Source organism: Candidatus Berkelbacteria bacterium, from assembly GCA_016432625.1.
Taxonomy (GTDB): Bacteria; Patescibacteriota; UBA1384; order 2-12-FULL-50-11; family 2-12-FULL-50-11.
Genome location: CP066697.1, coordinates 262,252 through 282,581, shown reverse-complemented (window position 1 = coordinate 282,581; position 20,330 = coordinate 262,252). Strand labels below are relative to the sequence as shown.

The following is a 20,330-nucleotide window of genomic DNA, read 5'->3' as shown; positions in this document are numbered from 1 at the left end:
ACCGTCCAAAGTCACGGATAGCTCTCGGTTGATAGAACAAGAATCTTGGACTTTTCCTTCAGTAAATTAGCAAAACGATGGGCGTCAGATACCGAGCCAAGTAACTTACCGAAATGCATCGGCACAACCACATCTGGCTCCAAAACTTCAACCGCCTTGATCGCCTCCTCGAGTGTCATTACAAACGTCCCAGAGATCGGTAGAAAGGCAACGTCAATCTTCTTTAACTCCGCCATTTCAGGGGTGAAGTCACTGTCACCAGCGTGGTAGTAGCGCGTCGCACCAACTTCAATGATCCAGCCAACAAAACCTGCTTCCTTAGGGTGAAATACTTCGTTTGGTGTTCGAAATTTATCGATATTGTAAGCAGGAACCGTCCAATATTTAAAAAATTTCGTGGCGCGCTTATCTTTGCCATCAAAAATTTCTAATTGGGCGCCGAATGACTCCAGCTCCTTTGCGGCGGCCGGCGGGGCAAATATTTTACCGCTCGGCTTCAGAAGCTTTCTGATTGAGTTAACGTCACAGTGGTCGAAATGTGGGTGAGACACAAAAACAAAGTCCACTGGAGTAACGAACTCGTCTTTGACGTCATACGGATCAAAGGCAAAAGTAAACTTTTGCTCGGGATATTCGACAATAAAGCCGTCATGGCCCAACGCTGAAATCGTCGCCCCGTCGTAGGTACCGCTGCGCATTACTTTGCCCCAACTTTTAGAGCCATCTCGACAAGCCGGCAAGAATAGCCGTATTCGTTGTCGTACCAGGCAATTACTTTTGCCATATCGCCATCGATCACTTGGGTAAGCGACAAGTCGACAATAGCTGAGGCAGGGTTACCAATAACATCTGATGAAACAAGCGGCTCGTCTGTTACCTCAAGAATCCCCCGATACCTCGGGCTTTTTGCGGCATCGATTAGTACCTGCTTAATTTCGTCCACAGTCGTCTTACTTTTTAGTAAGAAAGTGAAATCGGCTAGCGAACCGACCGGTGTTGGAACCCTGATGGCTAGACCATCAAATAAGCCTTTAAGCTCGGGAATAACTTCCGTTGTTGCTTTAGCGGCGCCGGTTGTCGTTGGGACAATATTTTGAGCGGCGGCGCGAGCGCGACGCAAATCCTTGTGTGGTCCGTCCTGCAAATTCTGATCCTGAGTGTACGAGTGAATTGTTGTCATCATTGCCTTTGCCACACCAAACTTGGCATGCATCACCGCGGCGACCGGGCTAATACAGTTAGTCGTGCATGAGGCATTGTTGATAACTTCAGATTCGTGAGCCGTTTCGTCATTAACGCCAAGAACATGCGTCGGGGCGTTGTCAGCAGGTGCTGAAATCACAACCCGACGAGCTCCGGCTTTAAGATGAGCTGCGGCGGTTTTACCGTCCGTGAAATGACCAGTGCATTCAAGTACCACGTCAACATTTAACTCGTCCCAAGGTAATTTCGCTGGGTCTTGCTCGGCAAAAACTTTTATCTGTTTTTCACCAACAATAATTAGATCGCTATCGCTTTTGGCTGCGGGCGAGAAGGTCCGGTAATTTGAGTCGTACGTAAAAAGGTGGGCCAGCGTTTTGGGGTCTGTTAAATCATTAACCGCGACGAGTTCGGCCTGTTCCGCATGGTGAGTAAGCAAGATTCGCGCTGCTGTGCGCCCGATTCTGCCGAAACCGTTGATTGCAATTTTAAGCATTTTCCTCCTTGGACATCTTAGCGGGCTTTCCCACTACTGCCAAACAACTTAATATGTCGGCGAACTTCTTCGATAATCTCGTCACGAGATGGTTTAAGCTCTTCTCGCGGATCGTAAATGTCCGGATCCTTTAAAGTACGACGCAACTCGCGTGTGAAAGCTAGACGCAAATCGGTATCGATATTAATTTTGCAAACCCCCGCTGAAATCACTTCACGCACTAGTTTCTCGTCGGTAGATGAGGCGCCATGCAGGACTAATGGCACGTTCACAACTTTATTAATTTCAGCGAGCAGCTCAACGTCGAGCCTCTCGTGTGGCAGTGGCTTGCCGTGAGTTGAACCAATTGAAACCGCAAAAGCATCAACGCCGGTCTCTTTAACGAAAGTCATGGCTCGTTTTGGGTCGGTGAAATGGCTATTGTCACCCTCGACGTAATCTTCTCGACCTCCGATCTGATCCTCCTCCGCTTCGACCGTTGCCCCAAGCCTGTGAGCTTTAAGCGTAAAGTCTTTGACGAACGGGATACGTTTGTTCTTTTCCATTTGCGAGACATCGAGCATGACCGAGGAGAATCCAGTTCGAAGGGATTGTTCGACGAGCTCAAAATTTCGTCCGTGATCGAAATGGACGCAAACTGGCACTTTTGCCCGATCGGCCAATGTTTTGGCGATGGCAAACGCCAAGTCGAGGCCCATATAATCAATCGTTTTCTCACTAATTTGTAAGATGACTGGTGAATCTTCTTGTTCTCCGGCCTCCACAACCGCCATGGCCGATTCGAGTGTGGTCATATTGAAGCCGCCAATCGCGTAGTGGCCCTCGTCCGCCAAGGCGAGTATTTTCGTTAGGTTAACGAGCATTTTTTCCCTTCAGGGTGATGGCTTTTTTGACCGCGTCGCAGATAGCCTCGACGTTTAGCCCGAAGTGGTCCATTAACTCCTTAACCGATCCAGATTCACCAAAACTGTCCTTAACCCCGACACGTACAACTGGTACCGGATTAAATTGGCTAACCAGCTCAGCAACAGCCGAGCCCATTCCGCCGTCAATTTGATGATCCTCGGCAGTAACAATGGCGCCGGTCTCCTCTGCCGCGTCTAAAATTGTCTTATGATCTAACGGTTTAACGGTATGAAGGTTAACGACCCTGACGGAGTACGTGCCTTCAAGCTGGTGAGCTGCCTGTAGAGCGTTGAATACTAATGGGCCATTGGCGACAATCGTCACATCGCTACCTTTAGTTATAGTTATCGCTTTACCAAGTTCAAACGGCGTTTCCTCGCTCGTGATGGTGGGGACTTTCTCTCGACCGAGTCGTAAATAACACGGGCCTTTATGTTTAGCGATTGCGAGGGTGGCTTTATGTGCTTCAGTCGCATCGCACGGCACGACCACGACCATATTTGGTAACACGCGCATTATCGCCACATCCTCAAGCGCCTGATGGGTCGCGCCATCAGCTCCAACACTCAAACCAGCATGCGAGCCAATGATTTTGACGTTATTTTTGGAATAGCAAACTGAGACTCTGATTTGATCCCAAGTTCGTCCTGGCGAGAAGACGGCGTAAGACGCGGCGAACGGAATAAAGCCTTCATGAGAAAGTCCGGCAGCGATACCAATTAAATTTTGTTCCGCGACGCCAATTTCAAAAAACCGCTCCGGAAAACTCTTGGCAAATTGCTGAACCCTAGTGCTCTCTGTCAAGTCGGCCGTTAGGGCGACAATACTCTCGTTGTGCTTACCAAGCTGAAGAAGCGCTTCACCAAAGCCGTCACGAATCGCCGCTTGTTCCAACTCACCTACGCCAACGCCGTTCAAGAGTTGCATCACTCGTGTTCTCCCTGAATTTTTCCGCGCAGTGTCCGGAGCTCATTTAATGCCTGGTGAGCTTGCTCTTTATCGGGTGGCGTACCGTGCCATTTATAATCTTGTTCCATGAAGTCAACGCCCTTACCGGGGATAGTATGAAAAATTATCGCGGTCGGCTTTTCAAAAACTGCTCGGGCGTGACGGAAAGAGCTAATAATGTCGTCAAAATTGTGGCCGTCAGCCTCGATCACGTGCCAGTTAAAAGCTTGGTATTTTTCGAGTAGTGGCTCTAGCGGCAAAACGTCTTCGGTATGGCCGTCGATCTGGATATTATTGCGGTCAACAATTGCCGTTAGATTATGAAGGCGCCTTGCACCCGCATACATAATTCCTTCCCAACTCTGCCCTTCGTTGTGCTCGCCGTCACTCATCACAAGGTAGGTCCGCCAATCCTCGTCCTTTAATTTAGCCGCTAAGGCCATGCCAATAGCTTGGCTAACGCCCTGGCCTAGCGGTCCTGAGGACGTCTCTACGCCTGGGAGTGATAGATTATGCGGGTGTCCTTGCAGGCGACTACCAATTTGTCGCAACGTCTTTAACTCGGCTCGTGGGAAAAAGCCGCGCAACGCCAGCGTCGCGTAAAGCACTGGACAAATGTGGCCACAAGACAGAACTAAACGGTCGCGCTCTGACCAATCGGGATCTTCGTTTTTAATTTTAAGAATTTCAAAATATAGCGCCGTGAAGACGTCGGCCATACCAAGCGGCCCCGCCGAATGACCTGAACCAGCCTCAAGTAACATAGCGATTATTTCTTGACGAATTTCGTTGGCTTTAAGTGCAAGCTGCTTGCTGTTCATGACATCTCCGCTAGTTCTAAAAGTCGCGAGTAGCTAGCTTGCCAATCGGTGCTATCGAAAATTGCCGAAGAGGCGACAAAATAACTCGCCCCATTTTTACGTAGCTGTAGGATAGTGTTCTCGTGTACACCGCCATCGACACTTATCACCAGTCGGCGGTTGGGTAATCGATGAAGGTAACTTACGGCCGTTGGCGTCTGAGGCAACATGGTCTGCCCCGTCTTGCCTGGTTCAATACCCATTACTTGAACGTAGTTACTCAGTTCTAAAAAGGGTCTGAGATACTCCAGGTCAGTTTCTGGGCTAACAGCAAAACCGAGCAACATATCGATTTCCCTGGCGTACGAGACCAATTCATCCGGGTCGAAAAACGACTCAATATGAACAATACTGCGCGTCACTCCAGCTTTTTTAAGATCGTCCAAATAAGGTATCGGGTTTTTCACCATCAAATGTGCTTCGGCGTAGTCAATCGCCAGCGTCGGCCATTTTTTGATTGGGAGCGTAGTTGGAGGGACAAACTCACCGTCGGCGACGTCGATATGAATGGCGTTAGCATTCTCACGAGCGAACTCTAAATGGCGCAGGAAATCTTCTGCAGTATTCGTTAAGTTTCCAGGCAAGATCGGTCCCTTAGCCTTCATATTCGATCGATCTCCTTGACTCGGCGTTTATATCTCTCTTCATGGCCAAATGTCGTAGCCAGAAACATCCGAACTATCTCCCAAGCCGTTTCGTTACTTACAAGTCGGGCCGGCAAGCAGGCGATATTGGCATCGTCCTCATCGCGTGAACGTTGAGCGACCTCTTCGTTCCAAACCACCGCCGCCCGGATACCTTTGGTTCTATTGGCCACAATCGACATTCCTACGCCGGTGCCGCAGAAAAGCAACCCAGTGCCGCCGTGCTTTATGACTTCCTTAGCAACACGCCTGGCGTGTACGGGATAGTCATCCATCTCCTTGGAAAACGTCCCTAGATCTTCAAAAGCGACGCCATCGATTGCCAACTTATGGGCCACAAATTCTTTCTGCTCAAACCCCGCATGGTCGGCGGCAAGGTAGAGCATCGTCAGCTCACTACATTAACTAGATCGCTCGTCAGCATTCCTTCGATATTCTTAGCGGTAGTTTCTAAAATATTGTCGAGCGCTTCTCGACTATTGAACGCGTTGTGCGGCGTGACTAAAACTTTCGGGTGACGCATTAGGGCGTGATCGGCGAGCGCTGTTTGGTAGTCTTTAAGCTGGAAATACGGTGAGAAAAACTCTTTTTCTTCTTGTAGAAGCTCCTCGTCCTCCAACACATCGACAGCCGCTTGGGAGACGATCCCATCATCGATCGCCTCGAGCAAGGCTCTCGTGTCGACTAAGCCGCCACGTGCGGTGTTAATTAATACCACTCCTCTTTTCATTTGTTTGAACTCGTCGCGCCCGACGACGTGGGTGTTGTTAGCAAGTAACGGACAATGGAGGGTAATAACATCGCTGGCGTGGAGCAGTTGCGGCAATGAAACAAATTCAACACCGTATTTCTCTACTAGTTCGTCATTTGGTTTGGGATCGAAGGCCATAAGGCGCATACCCAAGCCGCTTGCGATCCGGGCAACGTGAGCACCAATTTTGCCAGTGCCGACAACGCCGAGCGTTTTGCCCATCAAGTCCCAACCTGTCAGACCGCGATAGTCAAAGTCACCGTCGCGGGTTCGCTCGACAGAGGGGACGATATTACGAGACAGTGCCAGTAAGAGAGCGATCGCGTGTTCCGCGACGGTGTTTGGGCCGTACGCCGGGACGTTGCAAACCGTGATATTACGCTCGTGGGCTAGTTTCATATCAATATGATTAGTACCCACTGACATCGTGGCAATCCCCCTGATGTCGCGCAACTGATCGAGGACATGAGCCTTCAGGTCAGAGTAAACAAAACAGACCAGGAAATCCGCCCCCTCGGCCTCGGGGACGTTATGCGGCGTCAAACGATGCGGATAAAAGACAAGTTCCGTGCCGTGTAATCGCTCACGAAAGAACTCTTCTTCCCATTTTTCTACCTCAAAAAAGACTACACGCTTCCCCTCCATACCTTTACTGTACCACACCGCATCAGGTAAGCTAACCCTGTTAAAAACGCGGGTGTGGTCTAACGGCATGACGTAACCTTCCCAAGGTTGAGAAGGGGGTTCAATTCCCCTCACCCGCTCGAACAAGGAAATTGCCTCAACAAAATAGCAAAAATCCCGGAGGGGGCCGGGAAGTTTGCTAGAGTCGAGGTGGACTAATTGTCACAACGCCATCGCCTCAAACCGGGTGGTCGTCGCGATGCTTCTCGTAATCGGTTCTCACCAACACGAGTCGTTGCATGTACTTACCCTAGTCACACTTGGCCAAAAGAGCTTTAGTAGTTTCTCTAGTCTTTGAATTAAGGTAACGCTGGCCGTGGAAAATGTTTTGGATGATCTGCTGTTGGCATACTTTACAGGCAACTTTTCGTTTGGCATACTGTTGACTCATGAGTTCTACTGTCGTGTCAAAAAATATCATCAGCGTCAAAGATATCAGGAAAACCTATCCGGGCGGTACCGAGGCGGTGCGGGGGGTTAGTTTCGACGTGCGTCAGGGCGAATTCTTTGGCTTTTTAGGGCCCAATGGGGCTGGTAAAACAACTACCATCAATATGCTCGTCAATTTGGTCAAGAAAACTTCGGGCGAAATTAAGATTGACGGCCTGAGGCTCGAAGATAACCTAGACGAAATATATAAGCGTGTCGGCTTTGCCATGCAAGAAGTTGGCCTTGATGAGGTGGCGACAGCTCGAGAAATGCTGCAATTGCACGGCAAGCTTTATCACATGGATAACGAAAAAATCCAGCAGCGAGTCAGCATGCTCCTCAAACTAGTTGAGCTTGAGAAAGTTGCCGACAAATTTACTTCAACGTACTCTGGCGGCATGCGTCGTCGCTTCGACTTAGCCCTGTCCTTGATGCACGAGCCAAAGGTCTTGTTCCTTGATGAACCGACCCAAGGCCTCGATCCACATGCCAGGCAACTGATCTGGAGTCACCTGCGCAAGCTCAATAAAGAGGGTATGACGATTTTCCTGACTACTCACTTTATGGAAGAGGCCGAGGAGCTTTGTGAACGTTTAGCGATTATGGACAAAGGCCAGATCGTTGAAATGGGTTCACCGCAAGAATTAATCAAGAAACATAACGCCAAAAATATCGAAGAAGTTTTCCTTAAAACCACCGGACACAATATCGGCGAGGAGGATGTTAATAAGAACGCCGCTGACCCATTCGTGAGGATGAGGAGCTAGCATGACGACTTTCTTTTCTGATTGGTATTATCTGTCGATCCGTAACATTAAACTGATTTGGCGACCGCTCATGGCGCTATTGCCACCGTTTTTTATGCCGATCTTTTTCTTTGCGGTAAACTCGCTCTCATTGTCGTCGTTCGCTAAAGTCCCTGGTTTCCCTGACGTTTCTTATAAAGACTTCATCGCCCCTGTGGCAATTTTTACGGCGATCTTCTTCTCGGCTGGTAACGCCGGTATTGAGTTAGTCCAAGATATTCAAAGTGGTTATTTCAAGAAATTGGTCATAATGCCGATTAACCGCCTGAGCATCGTCTTAGCAAAACTCACTGAGATCGCCGTTCAGTCCATTTTACAGGGCGTGGTTATGCTGATTTTACTTTTGGTTTGGGGCGTGACTATTAAAACCGGTTTCTTCGGGGTATTGGCGATGTTTGGGATGCTGATTCTATTCGCGATGGCATGGAGCTGTATCGGCATGATCTCCGCCCTTAGAACTCAGAATGCTCGCCTAGTTCAGTCGTTGTTTATCCTGGTCTTCCCGCTGCTTTACCTAACAACGTCACAATCACCGCGTGAGCTTCTGCCATCGACTTTCGCCCAAATTACTGATTACAACCCTGTCACCTACATTATTGAGGGGATCCGCGCCCTCGTCCTTGACGGTTGGGGTAATCCGGATATTGCCTACGGTTTTTATGCCGCCGCCGGGATGTTCATCGTCCTCGTGACGTTAACCGTCATGTCGTTCCGCAAGGCAATAAAGTAAGCCTTAATTCAAGGTTAATTTTAGGGTAGAATACTTCAGTCGCCACCTTAGCTCAGTGGTAGAGCAACGGTATCGTAAACCGTGGGTCCGGGGTTCAAATCCCCGAGGTGGCTCAGATTGATCACCTTAGGCGTCTTTTGTTTCTGGCTCTGGTGAGGCTTCGGCTTCAGCGGTTTCGCCTTCGGCTTTTTCTTCACCTTCGGCAGCTTCTTCAGCACCGAGCTCAGCAACGGCAGCTTCTTCAGCAGCGGTGTCTTCAGTTAGCTCAGCTTCGAGCTCCTCTTCACTGATTGGCGCGGCGACGAGGCAAACCACGTCTTCAGGATCGTCGGTAACCTCAACTGTTTCCGGCACCTGGATATCTTTAACGCGTACTTGATCGTCAAATGTCTTGAGTACGGTTAAATCAACCTCAACTCCTGGAATGAGATCGCCCGGCAGACAACGGATATTAAGTTCGTCTTTGTTAGAGATAAAGTTGCCTTCCATTTCTTCCACGGCTGGCGAAACGCCAACGAAAGTAATCGGAATGGCTGTCTCAATTTTTTCGGTCATTTTAACGGCATAAAAATCGACGTGAATCGGCTCACCGTTAAGATAATGGGTTTGCGGTTCGTGAAGAAGCACTTTGATCGGCTTAGCGTCATTAATAGTTAAGTCCACCAAAGCGCTCGTTCCAGCCTCAGCAAAAACTTTCTTGAACTCCTTGAGGTCAATTGAGATAGGACTTGGTTCAAGGTCGCGACCATAAACTACAGCAGGCATCACCGCGCGTTGGCGCAGCTTTTTTACTTTTTTCCCAGTAATTTCACGCCCTTCGGCGTGTAGAGCAATCGTTTTGTTGACCATTATTTCAAGATGTTTTCGAAACTGCCTTCGAAACTGTCAAGCGCCTTTACGGTGCGTTGCAGCTCGGTTTTGGTAATCAGGCCGGCCTTGGCAACCTCTTTCAGGTTGACTGGCACTAGCAAGATGACCGGAAAATGGCCCCGGTTACAGATAACGGAGAGCTCAACGTTATGCTCGTCGTTAAACGCTTTAAGTTGAATATCTCGTAGCGAAAAAGTCCGGTTACAGACCGGGCAGGAAAGCTCGCGCTGCATTTCGGCAATTTCGTCCTGTAGGGAACGCATTTCTACCTAGATGATACCTGATAAATCGGCAACTCGTCAACCAAGAACGTCAAACCTGCCGACGTTGGGTGTCGCGCCATTTCTGGATCTCGGCGTGGTGCCCGCCAAGTAGTACCTCGGGGACTTTCTTTCCTTTGTAAACCTCTGGTCGAGTATATTGCGGAAAATCAGTTTGCCCCTCGACGAAGGTTTCGGATTCTAGAGAAGCGGCATTTCCTAGAACTCCTGATAGAAGGCGAGTGACAGCGTCGATCACAACCGCCGCGGCTAGCTCGCCACCGCTGATAACGTACGGTCCGATCGAGAGTTTCTGGTCGACGTATTTTTCAATCCGGGCGTCGAAACCCTCGTAACGCCCACAAAGTAGCACCAACCTTTTTTCATGGCTTAATTTTTCGGCAATTTCTTGCGTAAACTGTTCGCCGTCCGGCGAGAGCATAATGCGATGTGCTCTATGTCCGTGATCGACTCCTTCGAGCGCTGCGTGTGCCACGTCAACGCGCAGAACCATTCCCGGGCCGCCGCCGTACGGCGAATCGTCGACAGTACCTCGTTTATCTATCGCCCAAGTGCGTAACTGATGCGCGTTGAGGTCAACAACTCCGCTACGTTGAGCTCTACCAGGTATAGAGTGAGTCAAAACCTGCTCAATTAGATCCGGAAATAGCGTTAGAACATCAACCTTCATCTTTCAATTGTACCTCAAGACAACGTAGTGGCCGCGCCCACTCGGGCGCGGCCACAATTCTAACAATTCTGTTTTATCTAGATAACGCTAGTAGCTTTTTCTTCTGAGGTTGGCTTCTCTTCCGGAATTGATTCAGTTTCTTCCTTCTTTACTTTTTCCGGAGCCGGTTCGCCACCTTCAGGCTCAACGATCTTCAGATTAATGCGGGCATTCGATTTTGAACCGAAGACGCGCAAAAGCGAGCGGATCGCTTTAGCGGTTCGTCCGTCACGACCGATAACCTTACCCATATCAGAGCGGTTCAAAGTGAGCTGGATTAAAACACCCATCTCATCGACGGTTCGGCTAGTGACAACTTCCTCGGGATTTTCTACCAGAGGCTTTACGATACTTTCGACGTATTCTTGATCTGTAATTTCTGCCATGCTGTCCTTTGTCTTACGCGAGTAACGCAGCCTCGACCTACACCACTGCGATTTAACAAGTTGTAACAGAGCGGTTTACGCTTGTAAAGCTCTACAGGGAAGAGATAACTAGCTTCGTCCCGGGGTCTGGGTTCTGGGCGATAATCTCACGCGCGATCGCCGTCTCCAGCTCTTGCTTCATGACTCGCTGCAATGCTCGCGCCCCAAACACTGGGTCATAGCCCTTGGCCGCCAGAGTTTCTATTACGCTTGGCGCGATCTCCAGCTCGAGTCCTTTTTCCTGTTTGACTAGGGCTTTCAGCTGCTCAAGCTGCAAGAGCACCACTTGTTTCACTTCAGCTTTAGTTAGCGGTAAAAAGACCACAACGCCATCGAAACGATTAAGGAACTCGGGAAGGTAGGTTCTCTCGCTTATGAGCTGATCAAGTAGCTGTTTCTCCGTAGTCGCCGCCTCGGCACCGCGCTCGACCTGACTCTTTATAAAACTTGATCCGGCGTTACTTGTGGCGATGACAATCGTGTTGGTGAAATCTAGGACTTTGCCGAAATTAGTGGTTAGACGACCTTCGTCGAGTAATTGGAGCAGAACATTTTTCACTGTATCAGAAGCTTTCTCGATTTCGTCCAGTAGTAGAACGGTTGAGGGGCTCTGCATGATCGCGACAGTCAAGCTGCCCGGATGCCTTAGCTCGTCAGTTCCGAGTAATTTGGATAGCGCATTTTCGTCAGCGTACTCGGTCATATCCAGGCGGATAATCTTTTCTTCGCTCCCAAAATATATTTGCGCTAAGGCCTTGGCGGTTTCGGTTTTACCAACGCCCGTTGGCCCTAAGAACAGAAACGAACCGATTGGCTTCTTGCCGGTACTTAAGCCGGCTCTAGCTCTAAGTAGCGCGTCACTCACAAGCTTGATGGCGCGATTTTGCCCGATAATCCTCTGGTGAAGGGCTTCTTCTAGATTCAGTAAGGTCTTCTGTTCCTTTTCGTTAACCTGTAGCGGCACCTTGGTCCGCTGCTCAACAACCAACATTACGTCCTCCGGGAGCACGAAGACAGTGTTCTTGGCGTGGGCTGAAGCGGCAATTTCCTCTAGAAGGTCAATCTCGCGCTTAGGCGAGACTTTATCTTTGATGTACCTATCCGACAGCTGAACGGTGGTTAGTAATGACTGAAGCTGGAAAAATACGCCGTACCGGCTCTCAATTGGTGGCAAGCTGTTAAGGAGAATTTTCTCCAAATCCCTGCCCTTCGGAGCGCCAACCTCAATCGCCACAAACTTTGAGGCTAAGATCGATTTTGACTGAACCATGGTTACGTAATGAGCCGGCGTAATCGTGCCGATGATATGGATTTTATCGTGCGAGAGGTATTCGGTTAGCAAATTACCAACGTCAGCCGAGCCAGCACCCTCTGTAGCTAGAAGCAAATCAATACCTGGTACGAGTAGGATTACGTTGCCGGCACTGGTTAAGTCGCGAAAGAGGCCCTGAAAAAGTGGGCCAAGCTGTTCAACAGTTGGTGCCGCGGCCAGCATTGACTGAAGGTCGAGAATTCGCACCTCATAACCATCTATTCCAGTTTTCGTCTGGTAGTTCGTCACTCGAGAAGCGATGGAGTAGAACAGCTCTTTCTTGCCAATTCCTGGCTCTCCGACAAGTAAGATATTTTGGCCCTCAATTTTGTTAAGACTCGTTACTACCTGTTCGACGAGCTTCTCACGCCCGTAAAAGGGGAAATACTTAACACGGCGCGAAATTTGCGGCGGTATTTTCTCCGTGAACTGATCAAGTAAATTGGTGTAGCTGATAGACCAGGAACGAGCAACGCCGCCGTCGCGACTCGAGCCTTCCGGTAGCCAAAAATGATCATGCTGCGAGAGCTTGTAACGTGCCTGATAAAAACTGACTAAGTCCTCAACGGTATCGGGAGGCAATTTCTGCTGCTTTAGGAACGCTTGCAACCCTGGTTCCCGTAAGAGGGTGCGAGCCAAATCGAAACAGTCAGCCGTTTTGCCGGCAGCTAGGGATTGGGCGGTTTTGGCCAAACGCTCAGCGTCACCCGACGGGGCGGAGGCGAAACCTTCGATTAATAATTCTTTACTAAGGCCTAAACGGAAAAAGATTGATTCAATCGCTGGTTTAGTAAATAACGCCTGCCATAACGGTTGGTAGCTTTTTCTACTTTCAAGTGAAGACAAAGCCTGGGCGCCGACGTAATCAAAGTTATTTAATAGCTCCTTGCGCTCCCTTTCACCAATTAAAAATTCTGGATTATCGCGTAAGTAAATTATGTAAAAATGAAAAGCCCAAACCGCTAAACACGGCCCCAATAAGATAAGTGAAATCCCGGTAATATTTGGCGACTCAATGTTAATGAGTGGCAGGACGCTACCAAAGATTGCTAGAACCCCAATTCCTAATACTGTTGCGCGGAATACGGTAATAGGCAGCGACTGGTAGAGCTGCAGAAAATTCGCCCGTTCGGTTTGCAAGACTCGCGTTTTCATGTGAACAACATCCTCACTCCAAGGATCGGAAACAACACCGCTGCAAGAGGCAGCGCGATCCAGAACGCTAAGGCCAGACCGCCAAGTACGCCGCTAACTCCGAGGCAAATTATCGCGACGATAATTATCATCGTTCGAACGACAAAGCCAACGAAACGACTGACTAAGTTCATCTGCCAGAGATGGATTTGATCTGATAGGGAAATGTTCTCTGCGGAAAGGACGTCGTTTTTCCAGGGCGATACCCAGGTCTTAAAAAGAATCTCCAGCGAGAAAAAATCAATAATTTTTTCGGCGGTTGCAAGAATAATCTGGAAGCTCTGAGTAAGCCCCTCGCCGTACCACCAAACAAAAAATCCAGTTAAAACCATCCCTCCTCAAACATAATACCCGAGCTTAGCCTAAAAGGCTCGGTTAGCCCTCAAGCGACCTTACGCTTGGGCAACAGGCTCTTCTTCTGGTGTACTTTCTTCAACAACTGACTCTTCGACTTCAGCAGACGGTGTTTCGGCGGAGTTCTCTGTATCATTTGCAGCCGGGGTTTGGGCTTCTTCTGTCGGAGCGGCAGCAGGCTTAGAGCTCTCCTTAGCTGGTTTAAGCTCCGCTTTCGGCTTGCGGTTACGGGTGTGGATAACTACAGATTTATGCTTGAGTTTTTCATGCTGCAGGATTTTGGCGACGGTATTCGAAGGCTTAGCACCCTTGTCGAGCCATAGGGAGACCTCTTTGAGTTCGAGGCCAACTTTTTTCGTGTGAGGGTTATAGAACCCTAAATCAGCCGTAAACTTGCCGTCAATCGGGTAGGAATGCTCAGCAACAACGACGCGATACGTCGGTTTATTTTTCTTACCAATTCGGCGGAGTCGTATAACTAACATCTAGGAAATCTTACCGTACCAGTCAGTTTTCTTCAATACCTGAAGATAGCCCCGCTCAAAGTCACTCCAAGCAGCCGGCTTTTTCCCTTCAAGCTGAACTGTCTCCAGTATCAACCTACCAGCTTCAAACCGGCTACCAAGAAACTTAAGCCGTTTCCCGGCAAGGTCGGTGTACGCCCCTGGCCATGGGTAGAACGCCCGAATTTCCCGGTCAATTTGTTGTAACGGCTTCGACCAGTCGATCTGGCCCATTTCCTTACTCAGTTTCTGCGTTTTTGTAACCTGATTTTCCATCTGGTGAGCCAACTTTGCCTGTCCGGCTAAGTACGGCGGTATAGCGTTAACAAGAAGCGTCGCGCCTAGTTGGGCGAGTTTATGGCGTAGTGTTGCGGCAGTGTCACTTGACTCGATGCGGTGAGTTTCCTGAGCGATCATCAAGCCGGCGTCCACCTCTGGTGCCATCGTCATTATCGTCACGCCAGTCTTGTCCTCCCCGCTTAAAATAGCGCTTTGAATTGGCGTGGCGCCGCGGTACTTCGGTAGGAGTGAAGGGTGAACGTTGAGCGCCCCGAAGGTCGGCGTACTCAGTGTTTCCGGTAACAAAATTTTGCCGTAGGACGCCAAAACGACTAGATCCGGCTTGAGCTGTCGGATAACTGCGGTGATTTCTTCCTTAGACTCGGGCTGAATTATGGCGATACCCAACTTATCGGCCTCAGTTTTTATTGGCGTCGGCAGTAACTTCCCGCCCCGACCAGCTGGTTTATCCGTCTCGGTTATTGCCGCGATAATGCTTAATTTAGCGGCGACGAGTGCTCGCAAGACCGGTAAGGAAAAATCATCACTACCAAAGAAAACAATTTTCGCAAACCTGTAATCGGCAAGATCGCGGAAATTATCGGCTCGATCAGTGAATAAGATACCGTCAAGATGGTCAATCTCGTGCTGCAAAACTCGTGCCGCCAGACCCTTAGCTCTAATCACTACCGGTTGCCCATCAAGGTTCTGAGCGTTGACCGTCACCCCGGCACTACGGGTCACAGGAAGCTCTAGCCCGGGTAGCGATAAGCATCCCTCAGTCATGGTCTCTTTTTCTTGACTGAACTTAACTACTTTTGGGTTCATTAGGGCCGTGAAAGGGATCGCCGGCAATTTATCATCTTTGTTTTTTGGCTCGTAGCCGTAAACGATTAGCCGCTTATCAAGGTCAACCTGTGGCGCTGCCAAACCGAGACCGTGATGTTCCTTCATCACTCTTATCATTTGTTCGGCTTCGTTCTTTAAATCTGGGCCGAAGTCCACGACAGGGCGAGCTTGACGTCGCAAAGCGGGGTGATAAATCACCTTGAGTTCTAATTTGCCGGCCTTTGGCGATTTCATGCTTGGTAATTGTACTCTAACAGGTTTAATTTGTCATCCGGCGATGCGTCAGTATTTATGGCTCAATATCAAGGTGCCAGTTAGGTGGCAAGGTTTCGCGGATCGTCTCTTTTTGTCTATTTGTCAGACGCGAGGTTAAGATACCGATCTTACCGTGATGCTCGGTGAGTAATTCATACTCCGCTAGCCCTATTTCGGCCGCAGGAAGGATTTCTGCCAAGTTGTCGGTAATTATTTTTGCTTGCCGCTGTAACGACTCTAAGGCGCTTGACTGACCGACAACGGCAAAGAAAACGCTGTACGGTGGTAAACGATAACGACGTCGAAGCGTCAACTCTTCAGTGAAAAATTTTTTTATGTTCCCCGTGCCGGCATAACCCCACAGACGATGCTCGGGAAGGTATGTCTGGATAATTTTCTCCCCCGGCAGCGTCAATATGTAGTTCATCAATTCCCAGGCACTTTCTATTTCCGTGCCGGATAATAGACGATCGACGCTAAGAAAGAAAACCGAGTCGAATTCCGCTCGGGGCACGTTGAAGATCTTTTCAGTGGATATAACTATTTTTGCTCGATGCGGAAAAACAGGTTGATCGCTACTGAAAACTTCGACTTCGACATTCGGCACAAGCTGCCTAACGTAACTCATAGCGCTCTCGACCCCCTCACCCACCGGGCGCAAATTATTCCGGTTGCAGTTCGGACATTTTGAGGGAATCGCTTGTTCATGACTACAATAACGACACTTCAGTTTTGAGCGAGTTACCGAAATAGTTCTGCCGCAATTAGCGCAATCGATAATCTGAGCGCAATCAGCACATACTAGAGCAGGCGCCACGCCTCGTGAAAGCACAATAATTAGCACCTTGCCTTTCACGCTAGCTCGAGTCCTAAGCTCGTCCTCCACCCCTGGTACAAGGAACGAACGTGTACCCTGACGACTAAAAATTAGTAATGGCTGGGCAGTAGGCGGATGGCTCTGCAACTGCCATTCATGTCGTAAGAATTTAGGCAGAATTCCGACTTCGGGAAGTATGTCGCCAGTAATTAGCCGCAAAGATTCCGTTGTAGCGCGAATTTCAGCGATGCGTCCGAGGCGCATGAAGGGACGCTGCTGCTGTTTAGCGCCGATATGACTTGGTTGGTCGACGATGATGCAGTCGCCGGAATCCAAGGGGAAAAAGGCTTGTTGAATAGTACCAACAAGCACTATTCGCTTACCCGAACCAAGTCTGTCTTGCATAATTCGTCGCGCCTGGGACTTGTCGTTATCAAGCACAACTTCGCCGACTACTTTCGCCGCTATTCTCGCAAATTCCTGAGCAAAATTCTTCTGGGCGAACAATACAAGGAAAGTCGTTCCGTCGTCCCGAGTAATGATCTTGAGATATTCCTCGTAACGTCGTGATGTTTTTGCTTGGATAAAAGTGGGCTTCTCGGTTGAGCGGACGGTTTGAACTTTGGGGATAAACGAATATTTCAAGGCGTGAAAGGCGACTTCAGCGTTACTCGCACCATAATGCGCCGCCAGTTTTTTAATTACCTCAATTTGCCGCTCACTTAACTGCTGGTCTCGTTCCAGTTTAGCGATCGGGCGCACCTTGCCACGCAGTTTATGCTCAAGGCGTTGCTGAAGTTCGACAACAATTCCCGTCACTTGCCTTCGCCGGAGTGGGGCGGTGACTAGACTGCCAACCTTAATATAAGGTAACATTGAGGCAGGAATCTCGTATGTCAGCTCATGGGCGCTAGTGCGCTGTTTAACGACTACTTGGGCGTAAAGCATCTCGAAACCAAACTAACAGTCATGCATACAATGCGCAAAAAATCTGAGGACAACTTGCCACTTATTGCCCTCGTTGGTCCGACCAACGCGGGTAAGTCGACGTTATTTAATCGTATGACAGGTTCGTGGCAGGCAATAACGGCCCGTGAAGAGTCCACCACGCGCGACCGTATTTATGGTGAAGTTGAATGGCAAAGCTGGCGCTTTAATCTGGTTGATACCGGTGGCCTGGCTGAAGACGAGTCGGAACTGTACCAGAAAATAAAATCGCAAACACTGCAGGCGGTGACTGAAGCCGACTTGGTTCTGTTTGTATTCGATGCAACCTCAGGCCTCACTCCAAGTAATCTGCAATTTATTAAAACTCTGCGTCAAACGAAAAACGTCTGGCTGGTAGCCAATAAAATGGATTCGCCGAAACGTCGGGCCGAGCTATCAACCTATGACTATCTCGGACTAAAGACTTTCGCCGTTTCGGCCATCAAGGGAAACGGCGTCGGAGATTTGCTAGAAGCCGCCAGTAACGATCTGCCAAAGGTAAAAATTAACGATCCATCTGCGCCAGTTATAACTATCGTTGGCAGACCAAATGTTGGTAAATCTACCCTACTAAATAGCTTAACTAAATCTAATCGGGCGGTAGTGAGTCCGCTGGCGGGGACGACACGCGATATCGTCACTGAAAAAATAATTATTGACGGCACTGACTTCTTGCTAGCCGATACGGCGGGCGTGCGTCGGCGTGGCAGAATCGCTCGAGGCACCGAAGATTTCAGTGTTAAACGAGCCCTAACAACCATTTCTCGTTCTGACGCGGTGTTAGTAGTAATCGATGCCAGCGAAGGGACAACTAGAGGTGATCTGCACCTAATTTATTTCGCCCATGATCTCGGCAAACCTTTACTTATCGTTATAAATAAAATGGATCTTATTGAAACCGGCCGTATGCCTTTTCATAGATATCTTCATAAATTCCCGAATATCCCTGTATCAGCCTTAAAGGGCGAGAATACCGACAAGGTACTAACCTGGCTAAAAGAAAACGTCGCTAGCGGTAAGTAGGCGAGGCAATCGCCCGAAAACTCGCGTGCGGATAGAGTACTAGCGCCGAGCGACCGATAACAAATCGCTCATCAAGCGGCCCCCATTCTCTCGAATCCGAGGAGTGTCCTCGATTATCCCCCATCACAAAATACTGTCCTTTTTCCAACGTGACTTCGTAATCCAGGTCGCGATTGTTATCAACGAAAGTGCCCTCATCATTCTTCAGATAGTCTTCCTTGAGCAGTTCGCCGGCGACATAAACGTGGCCATTTTTGATCTGAATGGTCTCCCCAGGCAAACCGATAACACGCTTGATATAGTTGTATCGAACGTCGCGTGGGTAGCGAAAAACTATAACGTCACCCCTTTTGGGGACTTTTAGTTTATAAGAAATTTTTTCAATAAACAGATATTCGCCGTTGTGAAAGTTGCCTTCCATACTCGAGCCCTCAACAACGAAGGGTTGAAAAACAAAGGTGCGAATTACAATCGCCGACAAGAAAACTATCGCTACAACTTTGACAACTTCAACTAAACTAGAGAATCTCCTCATTGGTCATTATTGTAATCAATTGGTTGGATCTTGGAAATATTTATTCTTACGAAGTGGGTGATGCTGGACTTGAACCAGCGACCCTCGCGATGTGAACGCGATGCTCTACCGCTGAGCTAATCACCCGCATCTTGCGGCCGTTCTTTACATTTCATGTTCAGAATCACCCGTCTACGACGGTCGTTCCTCGCACTTTGTGTTCAGAATCACCCGCATCTTGCGGCCGTTCTTGGTACTTCGTACCCGAACCACCCGCCAAATTACGGACTGCTTCATTTTACCCTTCAACCCCACGTAAGTCACCAGGTTAGATTGACCAATCAGGACAGAAATGCGATAGTTGAAGCCGATTCGAGATGTATCCGGTACTTTTTTCGATCGGAAAGTTTAAGCTGTATTCTTTCGGCTCCTTCATTGCCCTTGGGGCAATTGTGGCTGGGGTATTTCTTTACCGTGCCGCCAGACATAAGAAACTACCCACTCAACAGCTTTTCGATATAGTACTTTACAGCCTGCTTGCCGGTCTAATAGGGGCTAGAATCGGTTATTACGCACTCTATCACGATCAGTTCCAAAGTTTCTGGCAAGTTTTTTATTTTTGGCAGGGCGGACTGGTCTCGCTGACAGGTTTGCTCGCCGGTTTCGCAGCTTATCTTTATTTCTTACGTCGAGATAAACTCTCAAACTGGGTCATGTTAGACATCGGGCTTTTATCCCTGCTTTATGGTTGGGGCGTCGGTAAATTCGGTTGTCACTTATCTAGCTGTACGGTTGGACGAGCGGGCAACTTCCTGGCACTAAACGGTACATATCCAGTCGATTTATACGGCAGCCTACTCGCGATGGGACTGGCAACAGCGCTAAGCGTTATTTGGGCTCAGTCTAAATTACGAGAGGGAGTTATTTTCTTCCTGGCCATAGAGGGCTTCTTACTCTCAGAGTTTCTAATCAAAACACTCAAGGCTGATTTTGGCGAGGGAATCGCGCAATTCGAAGCAATTTCATATTTAACGCTTATCGTCGCCGTGTACGCCATCTTCTGGTTCTTGCACGGTCCAAAAGTCAGCTCTTCAGGAGCTGTCTCTAATTTCAAGAATATTCTGCTTAGGCGCCGGTAAATTAGTCTTTAGCAAGGGCTGCTTTAACTCTGACGGCGATTGATGCGAACTTGTCCGGAGCTTTTACTGACATCTCGGCCAAGACCTTGCGGTTGATATTTAGTTCTGCCTTATTGAGCCCGTAAATAAACTGGCTATAGCTCATCTCGTGAGCTCGTGCCGCAGCATTTAACTGAACAATCCAAAGCTTGCGGAAATCGCGCTTTTTATTGCGACGATCACGATAGCTGTACTGCCCGGCTTTCAAGACAGCTTGTTTAGCGAGACGGAAAATATTCTTCCGACCAAGCTTGTAGCCCTTCGCCGCTTGGAGGATTTTTTTGTGACGCTTATGAGCCTGTAAACCGCGCTTAACTCGTGCCATT

Annotated in this window: 23 protein-coding genes and 3 tRNA genes; 6 read left to right on the top strand and 20 right to left on the bottom strand. The window is 48.9% G+C overall.

The window, feature by feature from the left end; all coding sequences use genetic code 11:
* Window positions 1-11: 11 nt before the first annotated feature.
* From HY845_01685 to HY845_01650, 8 genes are read right to left on the bottom strand one after another with little or no spacing between them, the layout of a single operon-like run.
* Entirely contained in the window at window positions 12-698 is a 687-nt protein-coding gene (locus HY845_01685) for an MBL fold metallo-hydrolase (protein QQG52022.1), read from the bottom strand.
* Entirely contained in the window at window positions 698-1,696 is a 999-nt protein-coding gene (gap, locus tag HY845_01680) for a type I glyceraldehyde-3-phosphate dehydrogenase (protein QQG52021.1), read from the bottom strand. Before gap ends, HY845_01685 begins: the two co-directional genes overlap by 1 nt.
* A gap of 17 nt (window positions 1,697-1,713) precedes the next feature.
* Complete coding sequence (locus tag HY845_01675) at window positions 1,714-2,559, bottom strand: class II fructose-bisphosphate aldolase (protein QQG52020.1); 846 nt, start codon at window positions 2,557-2,559, stop codon at window positions 1,714-1,716.
* A complete protein-coding gene (locus HY845_01670; GenBank protein QQG52150.1) occupies window positions 2,549-3,529 on the bottom strand; it encodes a transketolase family protein in 981 nt (326 codons plus the stop codon). Before HY845_01670 ends, HY845_01675 begins: the two co-directional genes overlap by 11 nt.
* On the bottom strand, window positions 3,529-4,371 hold the full coding sequence (locus HY845_01665) for a transketolase (protein ID QQG52019.1): 843 nt from the start codon (window positions 4,369-4,371) through the stop codon (window positions 3,529-3,531). The genes HY845_01670 and HY845_01665 overlap by 1 nt, the downstream gene beginning before the upstream one ends.
* Window positions 4,368-5,015: a hypothetical protein gene (locus HY845_01660; GenBank protein QQG52018.1), complete on the bottom strand. Its 648-nt coding sequence runs from the start codon at window positions 5,013-5,015 to the stop codon at window positions 4,368-4,370. Before HY845_01660 ends, HY845_01665 begins: the two co-directional genes overlap by 4 nt.
* Window positions 5,012-5,440, bottom strand: a complete 429-nt coding sequence (locus tag HY845_01655; GenBank protein ID QQG52017.1) for an RpiB/LacA/LacB family sugar-phosphate isomerase — start codon at window positions 5,438-5,440, stop codon at window positions 5,012-5,014. The genes HY845_01660 and HY845_01655 overlap by 4 nt, the downstream gene beginning before the upstream one ends.
* A gap of 2 nt (window positions 5,441-5,442) precedes the next feature.
* Window positions 5,443-6,450 carry a hydroxyacid dehydrogenase gene (locus tag HY845_01650; GenBank protein ID QQG52016.1) on the bottom strand — a complete coding sequence of 336 codons (1,008 nt, stop codon included), beginning with the start codon at window positions 6,448-6,450 and terminating at the stop codon, window positions 5,443-5,445.
* Between the two features lie 48 nt (window positions 6,451-6,498).
* Between HY845_01650 and HY845_01645 the strand changes: the two genes are divergently transcribed.
* From HY845_01645 to HY845_01630, 4 genes are all read left to right on the top strand, one after another.
* Window positions 6,499-6,569, top strand: a tRNA-Gly gene (locus HY845_01645).
* 309 nt (window positions 6,570-6,878) lie between these two features.
* Window positions 6,879-7,685, top strand: a complete 807-nt coding sequence (locus HY845_01640; protein QQG52015.1) for an ABC transporter ATP-binding protein — start codon at window positions 6,879-6,881, stop codon at window positions 7,683-7,685.
* 1 nt (window position 7,686) lies between these two features.
* Window positions 7,687-8,454 (top strand): ABC transporter permease, encoded by a 768-nt coding sequence (locus HY845_01635; GenBank protein QQG52014.1) that lies wholly within the window; start codon window positions 7,687-7,689, stop codon window positions 8,452-8,454.
* 41 nt (window positions 8,455-8,495) lie between these two features.
* Window positions 8,496-8,567 (top strand) — tRNA-Thr (locus tag HY845_01630).
* 13 nt (window positions 8,568-8,580) lie between these two features.
* Here HY845_01630 and HY845_01625 read toward each other — a convergent pair.
* The 9 genes from HY845_01625 to HY845_01585 form a co-directional block, all read right to left on the bottom strand.
* Entirely contained in the window at window positions 8,581-9,303 is a 723-nt protein-coding gene (locus HY845_01625; GenBank protein QQG52013.1) for a 50S ribosomal protein L25, read from the bottom strand.
* On the bottom strand, window positions 9,303-9,587 hold the full coding sequence (locus HY845_01620) for a hypothetical protein (protein QQG52012.1): 285 nt from the start codon (window positions 9,585-9,587) through the stop codon (window positions 9,303-9,305). The genes HY845_01625 and HY845_01620 overlap by 1 nt, the downstream gene beginning before the upstream one ends.
* Window positions 9,588-9,636: 49 nt before the next feature.
* A complete protein-coding gene (gene trmD / locus HY845_01615; protein ID QQG52011.1) occupies window positions 9,637-10,275 on the bottom strand; it encodes a tRNA (guanosine(37)-N1)-methyltransferase TrmD in 639 nt (212 codons plus the stop codon).
* 77 nt (window positions 10,276-10,352) lie between these two features.
* Window positions 10,353-10,700 carry a KH domain-containing protein gene (locus HY845_01610; GenBank protein ID QQG52010.1) on the bottom strand — a complete coding sequence of 116 codons (348 nt, stop codon included), beginning with the start codon at window positions 10,698-10,700 and terminating at the stop codon, window positions 10,353-10,355.
* Between the two features lie 91 nt (window positions 10,701-10,791).
* Window positions 10,792-13,206, bottom strand: coding sequence for an ATP-dependent Clp protease ATP-binding subunit (locus HY845_01605; protein ID QQG52009.1), 2,415 nt, complete (start codon window positions 13,204-13,206; stop codon window positions 10,792-10,794).
* Complete coding sequence (locus HY845_01600; protein QQG52008.1) at window positions 13,203-13,577, bottom strand: hypothetical protein; 375 nt, start codon at window positions 13,575-13,577, stop codon at window positions 13,203-13,205. Before HY845_01600 ends, HY845_01605 begins: the two co-directional genes overlap by 4 nt.
* A 60-nt stretch (window positions 13,578-13,637) precedes the next feature.
* Window positions 13,638-14,084, bottom strand: a complete 447-nt coding sequence (rpsP, locus tag HY845_01595; protein ID QQG52007.1) for a 30S ribosomal protein S16 — start codon at window positions 14,082-14,084, stop codon at window positions 13,638-13,640.
* Window positions 14,085-15,464, bottom strand: a complete 1,380-nt coding sequence (gene fmt, locus HY845_01590; GenBank protein ID QQG52006.1) for a methionyl-tRNA formyltransferase — start codon at window positions 15,462-15,464, stop codon at window positions 14,085-14,087.
* A gap of 55 nt (window positions 15,465-15,519) precedes the next feature.
* Entirely contained in the window at window positions 15,520-17,250 is a 1,731-nt protein-coding gene (locus HY845_01585) for a hypothetical protein (protein QQG52005.1), read from the bottom strand.
* 30 nt (window positions 17,251-17,280) lie between these two features.
* On the opposite strand from HY845_01585, the gene der reads away from it, so the two are divergent.
* Window positions 17,281-18,312 carry a ribosome biogenesis GTPase Der gene (gene der / locus HY845_01580; GenBank protein ID QQG52004.1) on the top strand — a complete coding sequence of 344 codons (1,032 nt, stop codon included), beginning with the start codon at window positions 17,281-17,283 and terminating at the stop codon, window positions 18,310-18,312.
* Here der and lepB read toward each other — a convergent pair.
* On the bottom strand, window positions 18,299-18,847 hold the full coding sequence (lepB, locus tag HY845_01575) for a signal peptidase I (GenBank protein ID QQG52003.1): 549 nt from the start codon (window positions 18,845-18,847) through the stop codon (window positions 18,299-18,301). The two genes, der and lepB, sit on opposite strands and share 14 nt — an antisense overlap.
* 54 nt (window positions 18,848-18,901) lie before the next feature.
* Window positions 18,902-18,973: transfer RNA gene (locus HY845_01570), tRNA-Val, on the bottom strand.
* 230 nt (window positions 18,974-19,203) lie between these two features.
* On the opposite strand from HY845_01570, the gene HY845_01565 reads away from it, so the two are divergent.
* Window positions 19,204-19,965, top strand: coding sequence for a prolipoprotein diacylglyceryl transferase (locus tag HY845_01565; protein QQG52002.1), 762 nt, complete (start codon window positions 19,204-19,206; stop codon window positions 19,963-19,965).
* 1 nt (window position 19,966) lies between these two features.
* On the opposite strand, the gene rplT is transcribed toward HY845_01565, so the two are convergent.
* Window positions 19,967-20,329 (bottom strand): 50S ribosomal protein L20, encoded by a 363-nt coding sequence (gene rplT, locus HY845_01560; GenBank protein ID QQG52001.1) that lies wholly within the window; start codon window positions 20,327-20,329, stop codon window positions 19,967-19,969.
* Between the last annotated feature and the right edge of the window lies 1 nt (window position 20,330).

What these genes read in the sequence shown, in the direction of transcription:
- rplT (QQG52001.1), bottom strand. Translation starts at nt 20,329, where the DNA reads ATGGCACGAGTTAAGCGCGGTTTACAGGCTCATAAGCGTCACAAAAAA.
- HY845_01660 (QQG52018.1), bottom strand. Translation starts at nt 5,015, where the DNA reads ATGAAGGCTAAGGGACCGATCTTGCCTGGAAACTTAACGAATACTGCA.
- HY845_01585 (QQG52005.1), bottom strand. Translation starts at nt 17,250, where the DNA reads ATGCTTTACGCCCAAGTAGTCGTTAAACAGCGCACTAGCGCCCATGAG.
- HY845_01640 (QQG52015.1), top strand. Translation starts at nt 6,879, where the DNA reads ATGAGTTCTACTGTCGTGTCAAAAAATATCATCAGCGTCAAAGATATC.
- HY845_01625 (QQG52013.1), bottom strand. Translation starts at nt 9,303, where the DNA reads ATGGTCAACAAAACGATTGCTCTACACGCCGAAGGGCGTGAAATTACT.
- HY845_01635 (QQG52014.1), top strand. Translation starts at nt 7,687, where the DNA reads ATGACGACTTTCTTTTCTGATTGGTATTATCTGTCGATCCGTAACATT.
- HY845_01605 (QQG52009.1), bottom strand. Translation starts at nt 13,206, where the DNA reads ATGAAAACGCGAGTCTTGCAAACCGAACGGGCGAATTTTCTGCAGCTC.
- lepB (QQG52003.1), bottom strand. Translation starts at nt 18,847, where the DNA reads ATGAGGAGATTCTCTAGTTTAGTTGAAGTTGTCAAAGTTGTAGCGATA.
- HY845_01665 (QQG52019.1), bottom strand. Translation starts at nt 4,371, where the DNA reads ATGAACAGCAAGCAGCTTGCACTTAAAGCCAACGAAATTCGTCAAGAA.
- HY845_01655 (QQG52017.1), bottom strand. Translation starts at nt 5,440, where the DNA reads ATGCTCTACCTTGCCGCCGACCATGCGGGGTTTGAGCAGAAAGAATTT.
- HY845_01685 (QQG52022.1), bottom strand. Translation starts at nt 698, where the DNA reads ATGCGCAGCGGTACCTACGACGGGGCGACGATTTCAGCGTTGGGCCAT.
- HY845_01600 (QQG52008.1), bottom strand. Translation starts at nt 13,577, where the DNA reads ATGGTTTTAACTGGATTTTTTGTTTGGTGGTACGGCGAGGGGCTTACT.
- gap (QQG52021.1), bottom strand. Translation starts at nt 1,696, where the DNA reads ATGCTTAAAATTGCAATCAACGGTTTCGGCAGAATCGGGCGCACAGCA.
- HY845_01620 (QQG52012.1), bottom strand. Translation starts at nt 9,587, where the DNA reads ATGCGTTCCCTACAGGACGAAATTGCCGAAATGCAGCGCGAGCTTTCC.
- fmt (QQG52006.1), bottom strand. Translation starts at nt 15,464, where the DNA reads ATGAAATCGCCAAAGGCCGGCAAATTAGAACTCAAGGTGATTTATCAC.
- HY845_01565 (QQG52002.1), top strand. Translation starts at nt 19,204, where the DNA reads ATGTATCCGGTACTTTTTTCGATCGGAAAGTTTAAGCTGTATTCTTTC.
- trmD (QQG52011.1), bottom strand. Translation starts at nt 10,275, where the DNA reads ATGAAGGTTGATGTTCTAACGCTATTTCCGGATCTAATTGAGCAGGTT.
- HY845_01675 (QQG52020.1), bottom strand. Translation starts at nt 2,559, where the DNA reads ATGCTCGTTAACCTAACGAAAATACTCGCCTTGGCGGACGAGGGCCAC.
- rpsP (QQG52007.1), bottom strand. Translation starts at nt 14,084, where the DNA reads ATGTTAGTTATACGACTCCGCCGAATTGGTAAGAAAAATAAACCGACG.
- HY845_01610 (QQG52010.1), bottom strand. Translation starts at nt 10,700, where the DNA reads ATGGCAGAAATTACAGATCAAGAATACGTCGAAAGTATCGTAAAGCCT.
- der (QQG52004.1), top strand. Translation starts at nt 17,281, where the DNA reads ATGCGCAAAAAATCTGAGGACAACTTGCCACTTATTGCCCTCGTTGGT.
- HY845_01650 (QQG52016.1), bottom strand. Translation starts at nt 6,450, where the DNA reads ATGGAGGGGAAGCGTGTAGTCTTTTTTGAGGTAGAAAAATGGGAAGAA.
- HY845_01670 (QQG52150.1), bottom strand. Translation starts at nt 3,529, where the DNA reads ATGCAACTCTTGAACGGCGTTGGCGTAGGTGAGTTGGAACAAGCGGCG.